General features: G+C 60.1%; 17 protein-coding genes. 14 read left to right on the top strand and 3 right to left on the bottom strand.

The annotated features are described in order from the left end of the window. The first annotated feature begins 27 nt into the window (after nt 1-27). From dppB to ACR6AS_RS17280, 11 genes are all read left to right on the top strand, one after another. Nucleotides 28-1,047: a dipeptide ABC transporter permease DppB gene (gene dppB / locus ACR6AS_RS17330; protein WP_111141300.1), complete on the top strand. Its 1,020-nt coding sequence runs from the start codon at nt 28-30 to the stop codon at nt 1,045-1,047. Nucleotides 1,048-1,056: 9 nt separating this feature from the next. Continuing rightward, nucleotides 1,057-1,959 carry a dipeptide ABC transporter permease DppC gene (dppC, locus tag ACR6AS_RS17325; RefSeq protein ID WP_293770676.1) on the top strand — a complete coding sequence of 301 codons (903 nt, stop codon included), beginning with the start codon at nt 1,057-1,059 and terminating at the stop codon, nt 1,957-1,959. Nucleotides 1,960-1,971: 12 nt separating this feature from the next. Beyond that, entirely contained in the window at nt 1,972-2,958 is a 987-nt protein-coding gene (gene dppD, locus ACR6AS_RS17320) for a dipeptide ABC transporter ATP-binding protein (protein WP_111142070.1), read from the top strand. Beyond that, on the top strand, nt 2,948-3,970 hold the full coding sequence (dppF, locus tag ACR6AS_RS17315) for a dipeptide ABC transporter ATP-binding subunit DppF (RefSeq protein WP_111142069.1): 1,023 nt from the start codon (nt 2,948-2,950) through the stop codon (nt 3,968-3,970). The genes dppD and dppF overlap by 11 nt, the downstream gene beginning before the upstream one ends. Nucleotides 3,971-4,543: 573 nt before the next feature. Further along, the gene (gene bcsO, locus ACR6AS_RS17310) at nt 4,544-5,152 is read left to right on the top strand and encodes a cellulose biosynthesis protein BcsO (protein ID WP_434163253.1); all 609 of its coding nucleotides are present in this window, start codon (nt 4,544-4,546) and stop codon (nt 5,150-5,152) included. Further along, a complete protein-coding gene (gene bcsQ / locus ACR6AS_RS17305) occupies nt 5,143-5,946 on the top strand; it encodes a cellulose biosynthesis protein BcsQ (protein ID WP_111142067.1) in 804 nt (267 codons plus the stop codon). Before bcsO ends, bcsQ (ACR6AS_RS17305) begins: the two co-directional genes overlap by 10 nt. Nucleotides 5,947-5,995: 49 nt before the next feature. Then, nucleotides 5,996-8,107, top strand: a complete 2,112-nt coding sequence (gene bcsA / locus ACR6AS_RS17300) for a UDP-forming cellulose synthase catalytic subunit (RefSeq protein ID WP_434163250.1) — start codon at nt 5,996-5,998, stop codon at nt 8,105-8,107. Then, on the top strand, nt 8,104-11,001 hold the full coding sequence (gene bcsB / locus ACR6AS_RS17295; RefSeq protein WP_434163249.1) for a cellulose biosynthesis cyclic di-GMP-binding regulatory protein BcsB: 2,898 nt from the start codon (nt 8,104-8,106) through the stop codon (nt 10,999-11,001). Before bcsA (ACR6AS_RS17300) ends, bcsB begins: the two co-directional genes overlap by 4 nt. A gap of 11 nt (nt 11,002-11,012) precedes the next feature. After that, on the top strand, nt 11,013-14,816 hold the full coding sequence (locus ACR6AS_RS17290; RefSeq protein WP_111139432.1) for a cellulose biosynthesis protein BcsC: 3,804 nt from the start codon (nt 11,013-11,015) through the stop codon (nt 14,814-14,816). Next, on the top strand, nt 14,816-15,259 hold the full coding sequence (gene bcsD, locus ACR6AS_RS17285; RefSeq protein WP_111139433.1) for a cellulose biosynthesis protein BcsD: 444 nt from the start codon (nt 14,816-14,818) through the stop codon (nt 15,257-15,259). Before ACR6AS_RS17290 ends, bcsD begins: the two co-directional genes overlap by 1 nt. A gap of 8 nt (nt 15,260-15,267) precedes the next feature. Beyond that, nucleotides 15,268-16,275: a family 8 glycosyl hydrolase gene (locus ACR6AS_RS17280; RefSeq protein WP_111139434.1), complete on the top strand. Its 1,008-nt coding sequence runs from the start codon at nt 15,268-15,270 to the stop codon at nt 16,273-16,275. A 47-nt stretch (nt 16,276-16,322) separates the two neighbouring features. Here the strand turns inward: ACR6AS_RS17280 and bcsG are convergent, their stop codons facing one another. The 3 genes from bcsG to bcsE are packed head-to-tail and all read right to left on the bottom strand — an operon-like array spanning nt 16,323 to nt 19,706. Beyond that, nucleotides 16,323-17,984, bottom strand: coding sequence for a cellulose biosynthesis protein BcsG (bcsG, locus tag ACR6AS_RS17275; RefSeq protein WP_111139435.1), 1,662 nt, complete (start codon nt 17,982-17,984; stop codon nt 16,323-16,325). Further along, nucleotides 17,974-18,171 (bottom strand): cellulose biosynthesis protein BcsF, encoded by a 198-nt coding sequence (gene bcsF, locus ACR6AS_RS17270; RefSeq protein ID WP_111139436.1) that lies wholly within the window; start codon nt 18,169-18,171, stop codon nt 17,974-17,976. The genes bcsG and bcsF overlap by 11 nt, the downstream gene beginning before the upstream one ends. Beyond that, nucleotides 18,168-19,706 carry a cellulose biosynthesis protein BcsE gene (gene bcsE, locus ACR6AS_RS17265; RefSeq protein WP_111139437.1) on the bottom strand — a complete coding sequence of 513 codons (1,539 nt, stop codon included), beginning with the start codon at nt 19,704-19,706 and terminating at the stop codon, nt 18,168-18,170. Before bcsE ends, bcsF begins: the two co-directional genes overlap by 4 nt. A gap of 192 nt (nt 19,707-19,898) precedes the next feature. On the opposite strand from bcsE, the gene bcsR reads away from it, so the two are divergent. The 3 genes from bcsR to bcsA (ACR6AS_RS17250) are packed head-to-tail and all read left to right on the top strand — an operon-like array spanning nt 19,899 to nt 23,394. Continuing rightward, nucleotides 19,899-20,096 carry a cellulose biosynthesis protein BcsR gene (bcsR, locus tag ACR6AS_RS17260; protein ID WP_111139438.1) on the top strand — a complete coding sequence of 66 codons (198 nt, stop codon included), beginning with the start codon at nt 19,899-19,901 and terminating at the stop codon, nt 20,094-20,096. Then, nucleotides 20,096-20,815 (top strand): cellulose biosynthesis protein BcsQ, encoded by a 720-nt coding sequence (gene bcsQ / locus ACR6AS_RS17255; RefSeq protein WP_111139439.1) that lies wholly within the window; start codon nt 20,096-20,098, stop codon nt 20,813-20,815. The genes bcsR and bcsQ (ACR6AS_RS17255) overlap by 1 nt, the downstream gene beginning before the upstream one ends. Next, nucleotides 20,812-23,394 carry a UDP-forming cellulose synthase catalytic subunit gene (gene bcsA, locus ACR6AS_RS17250; protein ID WP_111139440.1) on the top strand — a complete coding sequence of 861 codons (2,583 nt, stop codon included), beginning with the start codon at nt 20,812-20,814 and terminating at the stop codon, nt 23,392-23,394. The genes bcsQ (ACR6AS_RS17255) and bcsA (ACR6AS_RS17250) overlap by 4 nt, the downstream gene beginning before the upstream one ends. Nucleotides 23,395-23,396: the final 2 nt, after the last annotated feature.

The raw sequence follows: 23,396 nt of genomic DNA, 5'->3' as shown, positions 1-23,396 counted from the left end.
TCGCGCGGACAAGAGAGAAACCGGATTATGCTGCAGTTCATACTCCGACGTCTGGGCCTTGTCATCCCAACGTTTATTGGCATTACACTACTTACTTTCGCGTTTGTTCATATGATCCCCGGCGATCCGGTGCTGATCATGGCGGGTGAACGCGGTATTTCACCTGAACGTCATGCACAGTTAATGGCGCTGCTGGGTCTGGATCAGCCACTGTGGAAACAGTATCTGAACTACATCAACGGCGTGTTACATGGCGACCTCGGCATTTCACTCAAGAGCCGTATCCCGGTCTGGGATGAGTTCGTGCCGCGCTTTAAAGCGACGCTGGAACTCGGCATCTGCGCCATGATCTTCGCCGTCGCTATCGGCATCCCGGTGGGGGTTCTGGCGGCCGTGAAACGTGGCTCGATTTTCGACCATACGGCGGTAGGCATCTCACTGACCGGCTACTCCATGCCGATTTTCTGGTGGGGCATCATGCTGATCATGCTGGTCTCGGTGCAGTTCAACCTGACGCCGGTGTCCGGGCGGGTGGGCGACAGCGTCTTCCTGGACGACACCCTGCCGCTGACCGGCTTCATGCTGATCGATACCTTCTTCTGGGGCGAGCCGGGTGATTTCCACGATGCGGTCATGCACATGATTCTGCCCGCCATCGTCCTTGGCACCATCCCGCTGGCAGTGATTGTGCGTATGACGCGCTCGGCCATGCTCGAAGTCCTGGGTGAAGATTACATCCGTACGGCGCGCGCCAAGGGCCTGACGCGGATGCGCGTTATCGTGGTGCATGCGCTGCGCAACGCCATGCTGCCGGTGGTGACGGTGATTGGTCTGCAGGTCGGCACGCTGCTGGCCGGGGCGATTCTGACCGAAACCATCTTCTCCTGGCCGGGTCTGGGCCGCTGGCTGATTGAAGCGTTGCAGCGCCGCGACTACCCGGTGGTGCAGGGCGGGGTGCTGCTGACCGCCGTTCTGATTATTCTGGTCAACCTGCTGGTTGATCTGCTGTATGGCGTGGTGAACCCGCGCATACGTCACAAGAAATAAGGGGGCATCATGTCTGTTGTTGAACCCGGCAGCGTTAACGTTGCACCCAAGCCGATGACCCCATTTCAGGAATTCTGGCACTACTTTAAACGTAACAAAGGCGCGGTCATCGGCCTGGTGTACATCATCATTGTGCTGCTGTGCGCCATCTTTGCCGATGTGCTGGCCCCGCACTCTCCTGCGGAGCAGTTCCGCGATGCGCTGCTGCATCCGCCGGTCTGGCAGGAGGGTGGAAGCTGGAGCTACATTCTGGGCACCGACGATGTCGGCCGTGACGTGCTGTCGCGCCTGATGTTTGGTGCGCGCCTGTCGCTGCTGGTGGGCTGTCTGGTGGTGGTGCTGTCGCTGATTTTCGGCGTGATATTCGGCCTGCTGGCGGGCTATCTCGGCGGCGTGGTCGATGCCACCATCATGCGTCTGGTCGATATCATGCTGGCGCTGCCCAGCCTGCTGCTGGCCCTGGTGCTGGTCGCTATTTTCGGCCCGTCCATCGTTAACGCCTCCATCGCACTGACGTTTGTGGCGCTGCCGCACTATATCCGTCTTACGCGTGCGGCGGTGCTGGTGGAAGTCAACCGCGACTACGTGACCGCCTCCGGCGTCGCGGGCGCCGGTATGCTGCGCCAGATGTTCGTGAATATTCTGCCTAACTGCCTGGCACCGCTGATTGTGCAGGCTTCATTAGGCTTCTCCAACGCCATTCTTGACATGGCGGCGTTGGGCTTTCTCGGTATGGGTGCGCAACCGCCAACGCCGGAGTGGGGCACCATGCTCTCCGACGTTCTGCAGTATGCGCAAAGTGCCTGGTGGGTGGTGACCTTCCCCGGACTGGTCATTCTGCTGACCGTGCTGGCATTTAACCTGATGGGCGATGGTTTGCGTGATGCACTCGACCCGAAACTCAAGCAGTAAAGAGGCACCGAGATGGCGTTATTAAATGTAGACAAACTGTCGGTGCATTTCGGTGACGAAAAAGCACCTTTCCGCGCGGTTGACCGCATCAGTTATCAGGTTGAGCAGGGCCAGGTCGTGGGCATTGTGGGCGAGTCCGGCTCCGGCAAATCGGTCAGCTCACTGGCGATCATGGGGCTGATCGATTTCCCTGGCAAGGTGATGGCGGAGAAGCTGGAGTTCAACCAGCGCGACCTGAAACGCATCTCCGAAAAAGAGCGCCGCCAGTTAGTGGGCGCAGAAGTGGCGATGATTTTCCAGGACCCGATGACCAGCCTCAACCCCTGCTACACCGTGGGCTACCAGATTATGGAAGCGATCAAGGTGCATCAGGGCGGCAACAAACGCACCCGCCGTCAGCGGGCGATCGACCTGCTCAATCAGGTCGGTATTCCCGATCCGGCGTCGCGGCTTGATGTCTACCCGCATCAGCTGTCGGGCGGGATGAGTCAGCGTGTGATGATCGCCATGGCAATCGCCTGTCGGCCTAAGCTGTTAATCGCCGATGAGCCGACCACGGCGCTCGACGTGACTATTCAGGCGCAGATCATTGAGCTGCTGCTGGAGTTACAGCGTCAGGAGAACATGGCGCTGATCCTGATTACGCACGATCTGGCGCTGGTGGCCGAAGCGGCGCACCACATTATCGTGATGTATGCCGGTCAGGTGGTGGAGAGCGGCAAAGCCGGCGATATCTTTAAAGCACCGCGCCATCCCTATACGCAGGCGCTGCTGCGTGCGCTGCCGGAGTTTGCGGCAGACAAAGCGCGTCTGGCCTCACTGCCGGGCGTGGTGCCGGGCAAGTATGATCGCCCGATTGGCTGTCTGCTGAATCCACGCTGCCCCTATGCGACTGACCGCTGTCGTCAGGAAGAACCTGAACTGCGCACCATTCCAGGACGCCAGTCCAAGTGTCACTATCCGCTGGACGATGCCGGGAGACCAACCTATGAGTCATGAAACCAATAAAGATCAGTTCCTGCTGCAGGCCATCGATCTGAAGAAACACTACCCGGTGAAGAAGGGGCTGTTTGGTCAGGAGCGCCTGGTTAAAGCACTGGATGGCGTCTCATTTAATCTGGAGCGGGGCAAAACCCTGGCGGTGGTAGGGGAGTCCGGCTGTGGCAAATCGACCCTGGGCCGCCTGCTGACCATGATCGAAACGCCAACCGAAGGGCAGCTCTACTGGCACGGTCAGGATCTGCTGAAGCACGATCCGCAGGCGCAGAAGCTGCGTCGACAGAAAATCCAGATCGTGTTCCAGAACCCGTACGGCTCGCTCAATCCGCGTAAGAAAGTAAGCCAGATTCTGGAAGAGCCGCTGGTGATCAACACGCAGCTGACCAAAGCGGAACGCCGCGAGAAGACGCTGGAGATGATGGCGAAAGTGGGCCTGAAGACCGAGCATTACGATCGCTATCCGCACATGTTCTCCGGCGGTCAGCGTCAGCGTATTGCTATCGCGCGCGGGCTGATGCTTGACCCGGATGTCCTGATCGCCGATGAGCCGGTTTCCGCGCTTGATGTCTCGGTACGTGCTCAGGTGCTTAACCTGATGATGGATCTGCAACAGGATATGGGGCTCTCTTACGTCTTCATTTCGCACGATCTGTCGGTGGTGGAGCACATTGCCGATGAGGTGATGGTGATGTATCTCGGCCGCTGCGTCGAGAAGGGGAGTAAAGAGGCGATCTTCTCTAATCCCCGCCATCCTTACACCCAGGCCCTGCTCTCCGCGACACCGCGCCTGAACCCGGACGACCGCCGTGAGCGTATCAAGCTGACCGGCGAACTGCCCAGCCCGCTCAATCCGCCGCCGGGCTGCGCTTTCAATGCGCGCTGTCATCGTCGTTTTGGCACCTGCGTCCAGCTGCAGCCGAAGCTGAAAAACTATGGCGGACAGGAGATTGCCTGCTTTGCTGTGGATCAGGATGAGAATCAGCCAGTGGGTGTGGCAGAGAAGGTCAGCTAAAGGTGTGCGGCCTGTGCGCAGAACGCTTTTAGCGCACAGGCCAGCGGCGATACTGACGCGGTTCCCCCGGCCTGAGGCTCCATTCTGGAGCCTTTTTTTATCTCAACTCAGCGGCAGGCCGCATCACAGGCGGATCGGCGGTGGCGCTGTAACGATGCCGCTCACTCTTTTCTTTAACACGGCTCACCTGATTTTTTTTCGGCTGAGGCTTAACCAGAAAAAAGATAAATACTTTCAATCCCTCAGCAACATGCTTCGCTTTAATTGCGGCCTGCCGCAGGCTTATTTCTTTTTCTGAAGAGATTTCTGTCGGTCTGTCTGGCTGTGCCAGCCGTTAACAGAACAGACAATTCTTAAAAATTATTAAAATAGTACTGACAGATTTAACTTAAGAAATAATTGTTAATTATCAGGATTAATATGCCGATAATGGCTATGTCTGGTTGAATAAGAATCTTTATGATTAAACAATTTTATTGAATTTGTTTTTTTTGTAATCAGATTTTTCTGACCATTATTAAACGGATATGCTATATTCCGGGAAAATTTCCCCTTTGTGGCAGGCCATGACTCATGAAGAATAATTACGATGATTTGCAGCGTTTTAAAGAGAAAACGCAGACGCTCGACATCGATTTTAAAGATATGTCTGGCCAGGCGCAGGAAGCGGCAGAACACAGCAAGTGGGCGCTGATTCGTCAGCTGGCGAAAGAGGAAAATCAGACCCCTTTTAGCGGCGGCCAGCGTATTGACCTGCCGCAACCTCAACCGCTGCGCGGTGATGAGTTTACGGCACCGCCACCGGAGGCGCCGCCTCGCCACGCCTCGCTCAGCGCGCAACCGGCCCTGGCGGCTGGCACGTCGATCCTTGAGAGCCTTTCAGGCAGCGCGATGCCCGCGCCCGCCAGAGCGGAAAATCACGCGGCGTCGCTCTTTCCGCCGCCGCCGCCGTCACACCCTGTGGCTCCGCCGCAGGAGGCAGCGCGCGTTGCGCCGGTCCGTGCCGCCACGCTCATCGCGCCTCAGCCCGCGACGGTCGCTGCAGCGCAGCCCGCACTGCCACCGGCCGCATCCGCTTCTGATCCGGGGCGCTTTGGTGCGCTGTTCCGCCCGCGTGAGACTCAGTTGCCAAAAGAAACCTTACTCAAACCGCTACTGGAGAAGATTGCGCTATGCCGTTAGTTTGTGTGTGCTCGCCGAAGGGAGGCGTGGGAAAAACGACGCTGGCGGCGAATCTGGCCTGGAGCCTGGCGCGATCCGGTAGCAAAGTGCTGGCCATCGATTTTGATGTGCAGAATGCACTGCGTCTTCACTTTGGTGTGCCGCTTAATGATGGCCGCGGCTTTGTGGCGCGTTCAGAAGAGCAGGCGGACTGGAGTCAGTCGATTCTCACCACCGGCGGCAATATCTTTGTTCTGCCTTATGGCGACGTCACGGAGCCGCAGCGCGAACGGTTTGAAGAGAACCTGATGAAAGATCCCCACTTCATTAAGCGCGGCCTGGACACGGTGCTGAACTATCCGGGTCTGGTGATTGTGGCCGATTTTCCGCCTGGCCCGGGTCCCGCCCTTAAAGCGATGACGGCGCTTGCCGATATGCATTTAGTGGTGATGTTAGCGGATACCGCCTCTGTGTCGTTATTACCGCAGATTGAAGAGAACCGGATGATTGGTAAACCGCTTAATAATAAGCAGGGGCACCACTTTATTCTGAATCAGTGCGATAACCGGCGGAATATTAACCGCGATGTCACCGCATTTATGCAGCAGCGGCTGGGCGATAATTTACTGGGCGTGGTTCACCGTGATGAAAGTGTGGGTGAAGCCAATGCCTCTCAGCAGTCGGTTTATGATTTCAGCCCCGCGTCGGCGGCCGCATTTGATATTGAACTGATCGCCAGACGCGTCAGCAGCATTCTGAATATCACCGTCGGTAATGGTGAAGTGCAGGCCTCTATCCGCACCAGCCACTATTAACCGGCTTCGGCCAGGTGGCTGACTTACACAGCTCTTCTCAGGGTGACTCATGAGTAAAATCGGGTTTTACCTGCTGCTGCTGGTGCTTGCACCTGTCGCTGCGGTGATCATCATTACGCCAATGGACAGCCAGAAACAGTATATTTTTGGCCTGATCAGTATTGGCATGATGTTTTTATTGGGCTTCAGCAAGAGCCGAAAAATAACGGTGGTGATGGTTATTCTCTCCGCCTTAATGTCCAGCCGCTATATCTGGTGGCGGACAACGGAGACGCTGCATTTTAATTCCGAGGTCGAAGCACTCCTGGGAATCGGCTTATATCTGGCGGAACTTTACGTCTGGCTGATCTTAATTCTCGGCTTCCTGCAGACCACCTGGCCATTAAAACGCACCATCGAACCCTTACCCGATGACACCACGCTGTGGCCGACGGTCGATATTTATGTGCCCTCTTATAACGAAAGTCTGGATGTGGTACGCGACACCGTGCTGGCGGCGCAGTGTATTGATTATCCGCGTGACAAACTGAAAGTCTATCTGCTGGATGATGGCAAGCGCAGCGAATTTGCCCGCTTCGCGGCGGATGTCGGGGTCGGCTACATCACCCGCGACGATAATAAACACGCCAAGGCCGGCAACCTCAACCATGCGATGAAGATCACCAAAGGTGAGCTGATCTGCATCTTTGACTGCGACCACGTCGCGACCCGTACTTTCCTGCAGGCGACGGTGGGCCCGTTCCTGAAAGATCCGAAGCTGGCGCTGCTGCAGACGCCGCACTACTTCTATTCGCCTGATCCCTTTGAGCGCAACCTGCGCGCGGCGCGCAGCATTCCGAATGAGGGCGCGCTGTTCTATGGTCCGGTACAGCAGGGCAATGATAACTGGAACGCCACCTTCTTCTGTGGCTCCTGTGCGGTCATCCGCCGTTCGGCGCTGGAAGAGATTGGCGGCTTTGCGGTCGAAACCGTCACCGAAGATGCGCACACCGCCCTGAAAATGCAGCGCCTGGGCTGGGGCTCCGCCTTTTTATCGATCCCACTGGCGGCCGGTCTGGCGACCGAGCGTCTCGGCCTGCATATCATCCAGCGTACCCGCTGGGCGCGCGGCATGACGCAGATTTTCCGCGTCGATAACCCGCTGTTTGGCCGGGGTCTGAAGTGGCAGCAGCGTCTCTGCTATCTCAACGCCATGCTGCATTTTCAGTTCGGCCTGCCTCGCGTCGCCTTCCTGACGGCGCCGCTGGCTTATCTGCTGTTTAACCTGAATATTATTCACTCCTCGGCGTCGCTGATCTTTGCCTATGTGCTGCCGCACCTGGTGATGTCGCTCTACGTGAACTCCCGTATGAATGGCCGTTTCCGTTACACCTTCTGGGGGGAGATCTATGAGACGGTGATGTGCTTCCATCTGGTGATCCCGACTCTGCTGACCCTGCTGTCGCCGAAACATGGCAAGTTCAACGTGACGGACAAAGGCGGCGTGCTGGACCAGGGCTTCTTCGATTTCCACATCGTGCGTCCGCACGTCATTGTGGCGCTGCTGCTGAGCATCGGGATCGTGGCGGGCATCGTCCGTGCCACGATGCATGACTATTTTGGCGTCGATCCTTATGTTATTGCGCTCAACGTCGGCTGGGCGATCTTCAGCCTGATTATCCTGATGGCGGCCATTGCCGTGGCCCGTGAAACCAAGCAGGTGCGTAAAACCATCCGCGTAGAGGTGCAGATCCCGGCGATTATCCATTACGCCAGCGGCATCTCATCACGCACCCTGACCAGCAACCTTTCGATGGGGGGCGCGCAGCTCGATGCACCGGACAGCCGCCATGAGTCGGACGAGATTGAAGAGATTGATCTGCTGCTGAAATCTGGCGCGATCACCATTCCGGTCAGCAAGATCTCCGGCGACAGGGAGAGCATCCGCCTGCGCTTTGAGGCGATGCCGCTGACGCGCCGTCGTGAACTGGTGCGGGTGGTGCTGGCGCGCGCCGATGCCTGGATCCAGCCGGAGTATAAGCAGGATAACCCGCTGATTTCGCTGGGCACCATCGTCCGTACCGTATTTGAGCTGTTCTGGCTGACCTGGAAGGGGCGCCACGATAAACGTAAAAAAGTCGACCCGGTTGCCGCGGCGGCGAAAGAGGATGGCGCGGCATGAAGATCCTGACGCAAACTTTACTGGCGAGTTCGCTGAGCGCCGCGCTGTGGCTGACGCCTGCGGTCGCGGAGACGCCGGTTGCCGGTGAGAGCAGCAGCGCCGCACCGGTAAACAGCCCGGCCCCGATGCCCCCGGATAGCACCGCCACAGCGCACGCTGACAGTGCAGCCGCCCGCGAGCCGGTCAACAGCCCGGCACCGCTGCCGTCCGGGGCCGCGGCCACCACGCCGCCAGCCGATACCGCCGTCAGTGCGCCCGCAGAAAATCAGGCACCGGCCAGTGCGACGCCTGCGTTGACGCCGGTTAACAGTGCGGCCACATTGGCCGCAGATCCAGCGCAGGCCGCGCCGACGGTCAGCGGTGGCAGGACGGCCGCGCCGTCACTCTCTTCAGCAGCCCCGGCTGCGCAGGCTGCAGAATCTGCACCAGCTTCAGCGCCACAGCGTGCCGTGGCGGAAACCACGCCGGCATCGTCAAATCCAGCTTATGCCCCGGCGGGTGAGGCGACCTCCACGCCGCAGGTCAGCGGTGAGGCGGCGTCTGTCGCTGCGCCGGAGGAGAGCAGCGGATCCGTCACTCAGGACAGCAGTGCGCTGTCCGACGTACCGCCGCCGCAGGGACTGAGCGGTGCCGATCCGGCGCTGGCGGCTGCCGCCAGCGCGGTGCCCTATGCGCCTGGCCAGACAACCGCCCCGGTAGCGGTGCCGCAGCCGGTGATCGCGGCGGCGATCAATCAGCCCATCAGCAGCACCCTCTCGGTGGCCCAGATGGGCCAGACGCGCGGCATCACGCTGACCGGAGGGCAGTTACAGTCGGGGATCACCTTTACCCTGCCCAGCGATGAGGTGATCACCAATGCGCGGCTGAATCTGACGCTGCGCGTGTCCGCCGCGCTGGCCGCCCGTAATACGTCACTGCAGCTGATGCTGAATGGTCAGCCGCTGGGGACGCTGCCGCTGGGCGCCACGGACAGCGACGTCAGTGACTATGAGCTGGATATTCCGGCAGCGATGGTGGTGTCGTCCAATAACCTCAGTTTTAAGATCAACGATGCGGACAAACTGCTGTGCGAAAAAGAGAGCGCGCAGCAGTATCAGGTCACGATTCTGCCGAAGACCGCGCTGCACCTTGAGGGACAGCAGCTCAATATCGGTACCAGCCTGCGCAATTTCCCGCGTCCCTTCCTGGATCCGCAGCGGATGACGGCCTCCGTAGTGACGATGGGCTTCGCCCGTCAGGTCTCGCCGGATGCCGTCAGCGCAGCGGCGCTGGTGGCCTCCTGGCTCGGCATTCAGAGTGACTATCGCGGCATCCGTTTCCCGGTGGTGCGTGGCGAACTGCCGGAAAATAACGGCATCCTGTTTGGTCATCCCGGCGATCGCATCGGCACTCTGACGCTTCCGGCCAGTAACGGCCCGATGCTGCAGCTGGTCGATAACCCCAACAATCCGGTTTACAAGTTACTGCTGGTCGTGGGCAATAACGACGATCAGTTGCGTCAGGCGGCCAACCGGCTGACGACGCAGCCGCTGAATACCGATGAGAACCATCTGCTGGTTTCCCCGCAGACCCTCGGAAACCGCAAGCCGTACGATGCGCCGCGCTGGATCAACACCGACCGCCCGGTGCGCCTGAGCGAGCTGCTGCGCAAAGATCAGAACCTGACCAGCAGCGGCATCTGGCATGATGCGCTGCGCGTGAACTTCCGCGCCGCGCCGGATCTGTTTCTGTGGGATGGCAACACGGTGCCGGTTAATCTGCACTATCGCTTCCCCTCCGAAAGCTGGATCGACGAGGACAATTCGTTCCTGAACGTCATGCTGAACGGCACCTTCCTGCGCAACCTGACGGTGAACAAGGTCGGCCTGCTGGAGAGCGCCTGGCATCGCCTGGGCGGAGATGCGCGTCAGGAGCAGTATCAGCTTAACCTCGAACCCTATCTGATCTATGGCGACAACCAGCTGGCGCTCTACTTCAATATTAAGCCGCGGGCGGATGCGCCCTGCGGTGTGCTGCTGAACAACAATATCAAGAGCCGGATTGAGGAGGATTCATGGATCGATCTGAGCCATACGCGTCACTTCAGCATGCTGCCAAACCTCTCCTACTTTGTGGGGGCGTCATTCCCGTTCTCGCGGCTGGCTGACTTTGGCCAGACCACGCTGCTGCTGCCGGAAACGCCCAGCGATGCGGAGCTGTCCACTCTGCTGGACCTGGCCGCGCGGGCGGGTAACGCCACCGGCGTCGCGCTGACGCAGAATCAGGTGCTGTTTGGTCTGCCCGCTGGCGGCACCCATCTGGCGCGCCTGGCGCAGAGCGATCTGCTGGCGGTCAGCACCACCGGCAACAGCGCCTTTAATCAGGCGATGCTGGCGGCCTCACCTTACGACGCCACGGGCAACACCTTCGGTGTGAAAGAGCCGGACGCGCTGGAAAAAGTGCGTGGCTGGCTGACCGGCGACTGGAGTCGTCAGCAACTGGATGCCGATCGTTACTTCTCCTCCAACGAGGCGTGGCGCGGCTTCCTTAGCTATCGCTCGCCGTGGAATCGCGATCGGCTGGTGGTGATGACGGTGGCGACCAGCGACGAACAGCTGCTGCGTCTGCACAACGATTTGAGTTCCGCGCAGATCAACGCCGCGGTGCGGGGCGATACGGCGATTATCACCGATGAAAACGGCATCCGCAGTTTCCGTGTCGGCGCGCAGTTCCCCAGCGGGGAGATGCCCTGGTACATGATGGTGGTGTGGTATGCCAACCAGCACTCGGTGCTGCTGGCGCTGGCGGCGCTGCTGGTTTCCGCTCTGGTGGGCAGTGGTGCCTGGGTGATGCTGAAGCGACATGCGTCGCGGCGTCTGAACCCCGGTCAGAACCGTGATTCCGGCAGGAAGTAAGGATAATAACAATGAAAAAAAATCTGTTAAGTGCCGGTATCCGCCATGCGCTGCTACTCGGCAGCTCGCTGGCCCTGTCGCAGCCGCTGCTGGCAGCGGAGAGCACCAACCCGGCGTTGCAGGCGCTGTTTGATCAGGCTTCCTACTGGCATCAGAAAGCGCACGACGATCTGGCGAAAGCCTCGCTGCAGAAAGTGCTGATGGTGGAGCCAGGCAACACCCAGGCGCTCTACCTGCTGGCGCTCTATTCACAGCAGGGCGGCGACAATGCGGCGGCGGCGCAGTATCGCGCCCGTCTGAGCCAGGTTTCCCCCAACGATCCGCATCTCAGCGAGCTGGATAACGCGCGTCAGCTGCAGACCATTCCGCAGGCGCAGCTTTCGCTGGCGCGTCAGCAGGCGCGCAGCGGCAACATTCCGGCGGCGTTGCAGACCTGGCGCAACACCTTCAGCGGCAATGAGCCGCCCGCCAGCGTCGCGGCGGAATATTATCTGACCATGGCGGGCGATCGCACGCTGCTGCCGCAGGCGGTTGAGGCGCTGCGCCAGTTCGCGGCCCAGCATCCGCAGGATACCGGCGCGCAGCTGGCGCTGGGTAAGGCGTTGACCTATCAGGAGTCGACCCGCCGCCAGGGCATTGAGGTGCTGAGTTCGCTGGCGAGCGGCAATCAGGATGCCGACCGCTCGCTGCGGCAGGCGCTGCTGTGGCTCGGCCCGCAGCCGTCCGATGCGGCGCTCTACCAGACCTGGCAGCAGCGTCACCCGCAGGATTCCGCCGTTATCGACTACTACCGTAAAAACGTTGGCGGCGCAGAGAAAGGCGCGGGCTTCAGCGCACTGAACAGCGGTGATGTCGGTGGAGCGCAGGCCAGTTTTGAAAAAGTACTGGGGGCCAACCCTCAGGATGCGGATGCCCTGGCGGGCATGGGCTATGTGGCTCAGCGCGCCGGACGCTATCAGGAGGCGGCGGACTATCTGCAGCGTGCGGCTCAGCTCGGCGGCGACCAGGGGTCATCACGTCAGCAGCAGGCGGACGATGCCCGCTTCTATGCGCGGCTGGCGAGTGCCCAGCAGGCGCTGAAGAGCGGTGACAGCGCCCAGGCGCTGACGTTAAGCGAACCGCTGATCCAGGCGGAAGGCGAAAAGGGGCTGGCCGCCAGGCTATTCCGCGCTGACGTGCTGCGTCGCACTAATCAGCCAGAGCAGGCGGAGCAGCTCTATCGCACCATTCTGCAAAGTGATGCGGATAACCGCAGCGCAAAAGAGGGACTGTTCTACGTGCTGCGTCAGCAGAACCGCACGGCAGAGGCCAATAGCCTGCTGGGCGCCCTGCCGGAGAGCGTGCGGCAGAGCGTCACGCCGCGTGCTAACGAAGCCGATGTTCTGCGTCAGCAGGCGAAACGTCAGCTGGCGGCCGGTAACAGCGCGGCGGCCATCACAACGCTGCAGCAGGGCGTGCAGCGCTATCCCACCGATGGCTGGCTGCGGCTCGATCTGGCGCGGCTCTATCGTCAGCAGGGCGACACGCTGCTGGCCGCCAACGTGATGCAGCCGGTGATGCGCAACGGAGCCAGCATCAGCGAACGCTACGCGGGCGCGCTTAACGCCAGTGAAAGCGGCGGCTGGCAGCAGGCCAGCGCGCTGCTGGCGCGGATCCCTGCGCAGTCGCAGACGGCGGCGATGCGTGAGCTGGCGCAGCGGGTGAATTTCAATCTGCAGATGAGCAGCGCCGATCACTATCTGGCGCAGGGCGCCACGACGGCGGCGGCCAACACCCTGAAAGCACTGGCGACCAGCCCACCGGCTAACCCGGTGGATGCCGGTAATCTGGCGCAGAAACTGGCACAGGCGGGCGATCTCACCAGCGCCGTGTCGGTGGTACGTACCAACCTGCAGCGTGGCGTGCAGGGCAATGCGGGTGACTATGCTGCGCAGATGGCGGTGCTGAATCAGGCCGGGCTCGGCAGCGAGGCGCAGCGTTTCCTCAGCAATCCGGAGCTGCAGGCCCGCAGCACCCCGACGCAGCTGGCGGGTATCCGCAACGGCTATCTGATCAACGAGGTGGATCGCCTGCGGCAGCAGCGGCAGTACGCCGCAGCCTACGATAAGCTGATTGGTGCGCTGCAGCAGGATCCGCAGAACCGCGACCTGATGTTCGCCATGGCGCGACTCTATCAGGACGGCAAAATGAACCGCGACGCGGGCGTGGTGTATGACTACCTGATGACGCAGGATACGCCGACCCAGGATGCGCGCGTCGGCGCCATTAACGTCGCGCTGGCGCAGAACAATGTGCCACGCGCCAATGAGCTGACCCGTGGCCTGAACAGTACGACCCGGTCGCCGGATCGTCTGCTGCTGCTGGCGCGGGTGGCGGAAGCCAACGGCGAACATTCGCAGGCGATGGCCTATCTGCGTTCGGCTCGCGGACAGCTGATTGGCCTGCAGGGTGCGCAGCCCGGCAGCGTGCCGACGGTCGGCGGACTGGCGCTGGCGGATAATCCGTTTATCAACCGCAACACCTCGCCGGTGGGACGTTCACCTTCGGCGTACGGCACCGTCCTGCCGTGGCAGGCGGCACCGGCGGAGGCGGCACCCCAGGGCGAACCAGCCGCAGGCAGCGAAATCGTGGCCCAGCGCGCGCAGACTCTGCACGATGTCGACACCATGATGGATTCTCTGCAGGAGAAAACCGGCACCTGGAGTCAGGGCATGGTGCAGGTGCGCGGACGCGATGGCGAGTCGGGCCTGAGCAAGCTGACGGAAGCCAAAGCGCCGCTGACCTTCTCGACCGTGCCATTTGAAAAGGCCCGCCTGGACTTTACCGCCACGCCGGTCTCCCTGACGGCTGGCAGTGGCGCAGCAGATGCCTGGCGTCGTTTCGGCACCAATGCCCTGAGTCAGGGCAACGTGGTGGCTGCAGGCGGTGCGACGGTGAATGACCTGCCGAACGCCACCACCGATTCGCAGACCGCCTCTGGCGTCGAGCTGAATCTGGCGCTGAAGGGCGACAGCTACAAGGTGGATCTCGGCAGTACGCCGCTGGGCCAGGATCTCAGCACTCTGGTAGGCGGTGTGCAGTGGTCACCGAAACTCACTGACTTCCTGACGCTGATCCTGACCGGTGAGCGCCGCGCGATTACCGACAGCCTGCTCTCTTACGTCGGCGCAGAGGATAAAACCAGCGGTAAACGCTGGGGCCGCGTGACTAAAAACGGGGCCAATGCGCTGCTGAGCTACGACAATGGCGATGCCGGATTCTATGCCGGTGCAGGCGCTTACAGCTACCTGGGTGAGAATGTCGCCAGCAACAATAACCTGCAGGCGACGGCCGGGGCCTATGTCCGTCCGTTCCACACCGACGATCGCGAGCTGAAGGTGGGCATGAGCCTGTCGTGGATGGACTTCTCTAAAAACCTCAGCTATTTCAGCTACGGACAGGGGGGCTACTTCAGTCCGCAGAACTACGCGTCGGTTTCGTTCCCGATCGAGTTCTCCCGCAAGTTTGACGATCTGAAAGTGAACATCGGCGGGTCCGCTGGTTATCAGTCCTACAGTCAGGATAAGAGCGCTTACTTCCCGGCCGATGGCCGTCTGCAGTCAGAACTGGAATCCCTTGCCGCCCGCGGCAGCGTGAAAGAGGCTTACTACTCCGGCAACAGCAAAAACGGGATCGGCTACAACCTGCACGCCGGGGCGGACTACAAACTCAACAAAGATGTGACGATTGGCGGCCAGCTGGGCTATGACACCTTTGGTGACTATAACGAAAGCAGTGCGCAGCTCTATGTCCGCTATCTGTTCGGAGAGAAGTAATGAGTGAACATGCAGGGGTATCGCATCCTTATCAGCCGGGCTGGTTTGACCTGGTCAGCGTGCTGATCGACGGGATGATGGCCAATGGCGGTCAGCAGGAGGCGGAAGCCTTTCTTTATCAGATGGGTGAATCGCTGGCGACCCGCTATCCTTTGCCACAGGCGCGCACCGTGCAGGATCTGGAGCGCGAGTGTAATCTGCAGCTGGCACGGTTTAACTGGGGCTTTGTGCAGTTGCAGCCGGAAGAGACGGCGCTGCAGATTGCGTATCATGCTTTACCGGCAGGCGACAGCCTCCATTCAGCGGCGGAGTGGCAGGCCGCCTTTGGGGCGGTGATGGCCGGCCTTCTTTCGGGCTGGTTGCAGGGGCAGGGCGGCAGTAAGCGCGTGCCGGTGACACCTGAACGCAACGACGGCACGACGCTGCACTACCGATATCAATAGGACGGGATATGAAACGTAAGCCATTCTGGCTGGGCTGGATTTGCTCTGTATTACTGCTGGCCTGTAGCGCACAGGCAAGTGCCAGCGGCTGGGAGACCTTTAAAAGTCGCTTTGTCACGGCTGAAGGGCGGATCACTGATACCGCCAATAACAATGTCAGTCACACCGAAGGGCAGGGCTACGGCATGCTGCTGGCGGTAGCTAATGACGACCGCGCCACCTTTGATCGACTGTGGCAGTGGACCCGCAGCCAGCTGCGTAACCCGCAGACCGAACTGTTCTACTGGCGCTATGTGCCGGGCAGTGACGATCCGGTTGCCGACAAAAACAACGCCGCAGATGGCGATGTGCTGCTGGCCTGGGCCCTGCAGCGGGCCGCACAGAAATGGCAGGTGCCGGACTATCAGCAGGCGTCTGACCGGATCCAGCGCGCCATCATTAAACTCGATGTGATCCGTTTTGGCGGCCACACCGTGTTACTGCCGGGCGCGCAGGGTTTTAATAAGACCAGCTATGTGGTGCTCAATCCCTCCTATTTCCTGTTTCAGGCCTGGCGGGAGTTTGGCGAGCACAGCCATCTTCAGGTCTGGGATGCGCTGATCAATGATGGCTTTGACCTGCTGGGTAAGCTGAGCTTTGGCAAAACCGGTCTGCCACTGGACTGGGTCGCGCTGAATGCCGATGGCTCGGTGGCCCCGGCGGTCGGCTACTCTAACCGTTTCAGTTATGATGCGATTCGCGTGCCGCTGAACATCTGGTGGTACGACCCGCACAGCCTGGCGCTGGTGCCGTTCCAGCGAGTCTGGCAGGGTTACAGCCGGATGCTGACTCCCGCCTGGTTCGACGTGCTGGCCAATACTCCGGCGCCTTATCATCTGGAGGGAGGACTGCTGGCGGTTCGTGATCTGACCCTGAATGAGACCGGCTATCTCAGCGATCGGCTGGCGCCGGATCAGAACTACTTTTCGGCCAGTCTGCAGCTGCTGACCTGGCAGGCGTTTCAGGAGAAACGCTGACAGCAGGGCGGGTCAGGGCTTAACAGCGCTGACCCGCCGCTGACGGCTTACTCCGGATAGGGCACCCAGTCGCCACCGTTAAGCCGGATCCAGGGCTTACCCTGATACATCATCACCACCGCACCGTCGTTTTCCGACACCACCGGCGTCTGTGGCAGCTTATCCGCCAGCACTGACATATTCACATTTGGCGCATTAAAGACCTGCCCATCTACCACGCGCGACACCAGTTCCGAGATCGCCAGCAGGCTGGTCGGGGTATCAATGTTGAGCGGCTGTCCCTGATGAGGCGCCTTCATACCGACAAACTTAATCCCCACCGGCACATGCGTAATGCCAGGGCTGGGAATATCGCGCAGGCCTGACATCTGCATTTTATCGCCCTGCAGTGCTGCGCCATGCTCCGGCACCACCAGAACCATCACCCGACGGCCGGACTTCTCCAGCTGGGTGAGGAAGGTATCGATCTGATCAAACAGCTGTTGCGCACGCGGCTTCCACGGAGCGGTTTTGGTGCTGCCGAGGTCGCGGGTGCCGTCATGCAACGGGATCAGGTTGTAGAAGGTGGCGCTGCGCGCATCGCTGCTCTTATTACGATCGTCGAGCCAGCGCTGCATCAGCTGAGCATCATTAAACACCGGTGAGCTGTCGAAGGAGGTCAGCTCTGGCGCGATGCCCGCCTGCGACATTAGCGGAGCCTGAATGTCGCCCGATTCGCGCAGCTCCTTGAGATAGTTACCAAACACGCCGGTGTGGTCCATCATCAGCTGCTCTTTGAAGCCCAGCTTCGCCAGGTTGTCGAACAGATAGCAGCGCGCATCGGCCGGTTTGTAGAGATCGCTGTGCGAGGTCTGACCGCAGCTGGCGCGCAGCAGGCGAATCCCCGCCGGGCCGCTGTAGCTGGTGGCCGAGTTGTAGTTGGTCAGCATGATGTCGAAGTGCTGCCACAGTGGATGATTGCGCAGCTGGACCGCATCCATATCGGACCAGGCGAGCGAACAGATGTTGATCACCAGGATGTCGAACGGCTGTGAATCCGCTGGCAGGCTCTCCGGGAAGTGGGTGACGCGCTTGCGCTCACTCTCATAAAAACGGCTGAGCCAGGCGGTCAGGCTGGCGCTGGTGGGCGCGGCCGACTGATCGAGCCCATCCGGTACGGCTGCTGCCGGGGTTGCGGCGGGCGTCTGATTCAGGACAACCTGCGGCGTGGCAGCGCGTGTCGGCAGCAGCGACATCGCCGGACCCGCGATAGTCAGCACGTTGAGCCAGATCAGCATCAGTGACACCAGCACGGTAAGGCGGATCCACGGAGAGATAAACAGGTAGAGCACCAGCAGCACAAACAGCGCCCCCAGCATCTGCCAGTTAATGAAACGGTCAGCCAGATCGAGCAGATAATCAACGGAGAATCCCATCAGTTGATCGCCCTGACTGAGAATGCTGTTGATGCCGGGCAGCCAGGTATCATGCCAGAACAGCCCGAAACCCATCGGAATGGAAACCCAGTGACGCAGGCGATGCAGACGCACCGACGGCAGCGGGAAAAGCAGCCAGGCCAGAAACACGAGGTTGCTCAGGGCGTGAAAATTGAGATAGCCGTACCACAGCAGAGCGAACTTGACTAAAAAGTAGAAGTTCCAGCCGCCTAATCCACGCCAGCCGGACCACAACCGGGCGGCATGACCCGCAGTGGGTTGATCATTTTTCATTAACTTTTGCATCCGTTTTTGAAGAGTGACGCTGCCAGTGCCCTTCAGACTTCAGCGCACGAGCAGGTAACAGGCGATTCAGCAGACCATACCAGCGACGCGGCAGCCACTGCTGCCACACCGGTTTCAGAAGCAACACGATCCCTGTCGCCAGCAGGGCAATCTGTACCCAGTCCATCAGGTTCATCGGGGCTCATTCTCCGGCAGTAAAGTAATGGGCTGCGGTGTCGCGCGTTCAGGCTTTTCTGCGGGCCGTGGGAGGGCGTCGCGCGCCGGCCCGGTCTCCGCTGACAGCGCCTGCAGCGCCACCGGTCTCCTTTTTTTGATATTGCCGATCTCGGCCTGAATCTGGTTATCCTCAAACCAGATAATCCGGTTGGCAAAGAGTTCGTCGTGCGGCAGTGAAAAGATAAATGTCAGGGCTTTATCCAGGTCGTTATAGCGGCAGGAGGAGAGAAACAGGATAACGCGATCCTCCAGCACCGTGACCAGGTCCCCAAAGCGACGCGGCTTGCAGAGCGTCAGGATTTGCTGCGGGCTAAGCTGCGGCACCGGGCGCAGGGCGACCAGCAGACCTTTGTCATTTTCCGGCAGCAGCGGATTACTGATAAGCTGGCCGACCGCCTGACAGAATGCCTCAGGAGGCAGATAGCCCTTTTCATGCAGCGGCTGCAGCGAGGCGATCAGCGCGTCCAGACTGGCGGGCACCAGACGGCTGAACCGCTGCCCCTGAATCCCTTCCAGCAGAGTAAGGAACTGCGACATCGCGGCCGTTGTAGGCACGATGCTGTTCACACCGCACGCCTGCAGCAGACGCTCATCGCTGTAACGCAGGCTGACGCCCATCTCACGCACCACGATCTTCAGCCCGTTGCCCCGGGCGCGGCGCAGACTGTGCACCATTTTTGCCAGTTCGCGGATCTGTTCGCTGTGCGTCAGACTGAAAATAACGGTGGCGGCATTAGCCTGCTGTGCCTCTTCCCATACCTGCTGATTATCTTCAAACAGCCGCCACTGACGTGAAAGCGGTGGTGCGCCTTCAAGCACGCTTTTATCGGCCAGATAATGCTGTTCATCATTCAGGCTCAGTGGTTCCAGCGTTTCTTTTAACGCAAAGAAATGTTCATCTTCACAGCCCAGACGCAGCGTGCGATCGGCCAGCAGTCGTTCACCGGCGTACCACCAGCTTATTTGATATTGCCAGCCACCCTGCTGAAAGGTTAAATAAGCCAAGCCGTCCATATAACGAAAATAACGCTGCAGATTGTTACTCTGATTAAATTGCGTGATTCCGGACGTGACAATGAGAAGCGTCATTTTTCTTTTATGCAGCAGCCTGCGCATGCGCATTATCCAGTCGCTTAATTCCGCTGCATTTAACTTATCCCACTGCGCAGCCGAGCTGCTAAAGATTATCAGCCCATTTTTACTGCCCAGCGTGCGGGCAAAATCCCGCTCCAGCTGCAGCAGGCTTTTTTTATTTTCGGGTAATGAAAACAGCGGGATACGATCGGGACCACCCACAGGATCCGGCGTCAGCAGCGCCTGAGGCGGCTGGCCGGCACTAATGAGTGTGACAGACTGCTGATGCGATATAACCTGACGAATAAAAGTATGGGCGTCCTGCGGGCGTGTGCAGCTTACCCAGTAACAGCCAGGCGTTTGCAATGCCGACACTTCGGGCTGAACCTGTTGCAGCCCCAGCGAAAAAGAATTTTTCATATTGAATTCGTTATTTTTCCAGCCCCGGCTAGTTTATTATAGACAGCATAGGTTGTAACCTGACTAATTAAAAATAACTGATTACCGATCATTTACCCTTTCCGGCCATCGTACCGATTCTGGAAACCACTTTCCAGATTGAGGGCAAATGTAACTGTCCTGTTGCAGACATTTTATTCGTGGCGAGAAATAATGAAAAACCCAAATGTTTATACGCTGGCCGCCGCTCAGCATGAACCTCAGGATGATATCAGCGCGCTGCGCGACGCTTTTTCTCTGCATGCGTTTCGTTATGTCGATATTGCGCGTGAAGAGCGGCTGAAAGAGATTGTGGCTCGCTGGCCGCTTTTATCGGAAACCCTGTCTGCGCTGCCGGGGGCCACCCGCTGATGCCGCAGATTGCGCTTCAGGGCATCCGGGGCGGCGTCGGCACCACCTCGCTCTGCGCGGCTCTCGGCTGGGCGCTGACCGCGCTGGGCGAGCGGGTTCTGCTGATTGATGGTTCGCCGGTCAGTCAGCTGGGTGCGCACTTTAATCTGCCCGTACAGGTTACGCAGGGCTGGATGCAGGCGCTGTGTGACGGCGGTGACTGGCAGCAGTGTGCGCAGCGCTACCCGCAGGGACCAGACCTGCTGCCGTATGGTCTGCTTTCCTCCTCTGACCCGGCACAGGACAGGGCTGTCGCCGCGCCGCTTCTCGACGCGCTCCCGGCGCTGCGCAGGCGTTACGGCTGGATTCTTTTCGACCTGCCTGCCGACAGCGCGCCGTGGCACGAGGGACTTCTCCCGCAGCTGGATGGTCTGCTCTGCATTACCACGCCGGACGCCAACTGCCATCTGCGTCTGAGCCAGCGACGGTTTCCTGCAATGACCCGGTTTCTGATTAATCAGTTTAATGCCAACAGCCGCCTGCAGCAGGATCTGCATCAGCTCTGGATGGCATCGCTGAATCCGCTGATCCCGCTGCTGATCCACCGCGATGAGGCGCTGGCCGAAGCCCTGATGATGAAGCAGCCGGTCGGGGAATATCGGCCACATGCGCTGGTCAGCGAAGAGATCTCCACCCTGGCTAACTGGCTGCTGCTGCATCTGAAGGGGAACCACGCGTGAACCCGTTACGCTGGCTGCTGACCGCCCCGGCCTGGCAGGGGGTACAACGGCGCTATGCGGACGCACGTCGTCATGGCGCCTCGCGCTTCGCCAGCGCCTTTAATCTGTTCTGGTGCGGGCTGGTGGTGATGCTGTTCCGCGTCGAAACACCCGGCTGGCAGCGCATTCTCCGGCAGCGCCGCCGTCTCTATCCGCATATTTCGCCAGAGCGCCCCCGGCCGCTCGATTTTCTGCGCTATCTGATTCAGACGCTCTGGCTGGTGATTGTCCTGCCAGCAGAGGCGCCCCGCCGCCGGGCAAATGGCTTCGCTGCGCTGATTCGCTGGCGGCAGCAGGTCTACCGCTGGCTGGAACGGCGCGCAAAACGAGCCGAATCGAACCCGCTCGGTGCGCGCGCCGAACAGCGGCTGAAGCGTCTGCCGCCGCTGCTGCGTTATGCGCTTTTTATCGGGATGGGGCTCTTCGCCTCGCTGCTGGCGCTGCTCTGCATCAGCCAGCCCTTCGATCTGACGACGCAGTTTATCTTTGTGCTGCTGCTCTGGGCGCTGGCGATGGGCATAAGGCGGGTACCCGGCCGTTTATCCACCATGATGCTGATTGTGCTGTCGCTGACCGTATCCTGCCGTTATCTCTGGTGGCGCTATACCTCGACGCTGAACTGGGACGATCCGGTGAGCCTGGTACTGGGCCTGCTGCTGATTGCCGCAGAAACCTACGCCTGGGTGGTGCTGGTGCTGGGCTATTTCCAGACCCTGTGGCCGCTTAACCGGCAGCCGGTGTCGATGCCAGACGACCGCGCGACATGGCCCTCGGTGGACCTGCTGGTGCCCACCTACAACGAACCGCTGAGCGTGGTCAGGCCGACGCTCTACGCCGCGCTGGGTGTCGACTGGCCGAAAGATCGCCTGAACATCTATCTGCTCGACGACGGTAAGCGCCCGGAATTTCGTGAGTTTGCCGAAAGCATTGGCATTCACTATGTGGTCCGGCCGGATAATGCACACGCCAAGGCGGGCAACATCAATCACGCGCTGAAAACGCACTGCCGCAGCGACTTCGTGGCGATCTTTGACTGCGACCATGTGCCGACGCGCGCCTTTCTGCAGATGACGATGGGCTGGTTTATCAAAGATCCCCGACTGGCGATGCTGCAGACGCCGCATCACTTTTTCTCACCCGATCCGTTTGAGCGCAACCTGGGGCGTTTTCGCCGCACGCCAAATGAGGGCTCGCTGTTTTACGGGCTGGTTCAGGATGGCAACGACACCTGGGATGCCACCTTTTTCTGCGGCTCCTGCGCCATTCTGCGCCGTGACGCGCTGGAGAAGATTGGCGGTATCGCCGTTGAGACCGTGACAGAAGATGCGCATACCTCGCTGCGCCTGCATCGCCTCGGTTACACCTCCGCCTACATCCGCATTCCCCAGGCGGCCGGGCTGGCGACAGAGAGCCTGTCAGCCCATATCGGCCAGCGTATCCGCTGGGCGCGCGGCATGGTGCAGATTTTCCGTCTTGATAATCCACTGTTCGGCAAAGGGCTGAAGTGGGTGCAGCGCCTCTGTTATGCCAATGCCATGCTCCACTTTCTTTCCGGGATCCCGCGGCTGGTGTTCCTGCTGGCGCCGCTGGCATTTCTGCTCTGTCATGCCTACATCATCTATGCGCCCGCGCTGGCGATCGCCGTCTATGTGCTGCCGCATATGCTGCACACCAGCCTGACCAACTCGCGCATTCAGGGACGCTGGCGACACTCGTTCTGGAGCGAAGTCTACGAGACGGTGCTGGCGTGGTATATCGCCCTGCCGACAACCGTCGCGCTGATTAACCCGCACAAGGGCAAATTCAACGTGACCGCCAAGGGCGGACTGGTCGAGAAGCGGCATCTGGACTGGGTGATCACCCGCCCTTATATGATGCTGGTTCTGCTCAATCTGGCGGGCGTGGTGATGGCCTTCTGGCGGCTGCAGCACGGCCCGGCCAATGAAGTGTTAACGGTGTGGGTCAGCCTGGTCTGGGTGATCTACAACATGGTGATTCTGGGGGGCGCGGTGGCGGTGTCGGTAGAAGCCCGGCAGATCCGCGAAGCGCATCGGGTAGAGATTGCAATGCCTGCGGCGATTTCGCGCGAAAACGGCCACATGCTGCCCTGCACGCTGCGTGACTATTCGGATGGCGGGGTCGGCCTGGAACTGCGTGAGCCGGATGCGCTGCTGGAGGATGAGAAGGTCTGGCTGCTGCTGCGTCGCGGGCAGCAGGAGTTCAGTTTCCCCTGCAGAGTGCAGCGCGTCTTTGGCCTGCGGGCAGGCGTGCGTCTCGACGCCCTGACTACCCGCCAGCATATCGATTTTATCCAGTGCACCTTCGCCCGCGCCGATACCTGGGCGCTGTGGCAGGACGGTTTTCCTGAGGATAAACCGGTGCAGAGCCTGGCCGATATTACGATCCTCGGCTTCAAAGGGTATCTGCGCCTGGCGGAATATGGTCCGCCGCAGTTACGTCGGTTGTTTAACCTGCTTACCGCTGGGGTAAGCTGGCTGGCTTCGCTGTTGCCGCAGGGCATCGGTCGCGCGCCTGCTTAAAA

Source organism: Pantoea phosphatilytica (assembly GCF_051025615.1).
Classification (GTDB): Bacteria; Pseudomonadota; Gammaproteobacteria; order Enterobacterales; family Enterobacteriaceae; genus Pantoea.
Note: the sequence above shows the minus strand (reverse complement) of the source record. Positions and strands in the feature narration are given on the sequence as shown.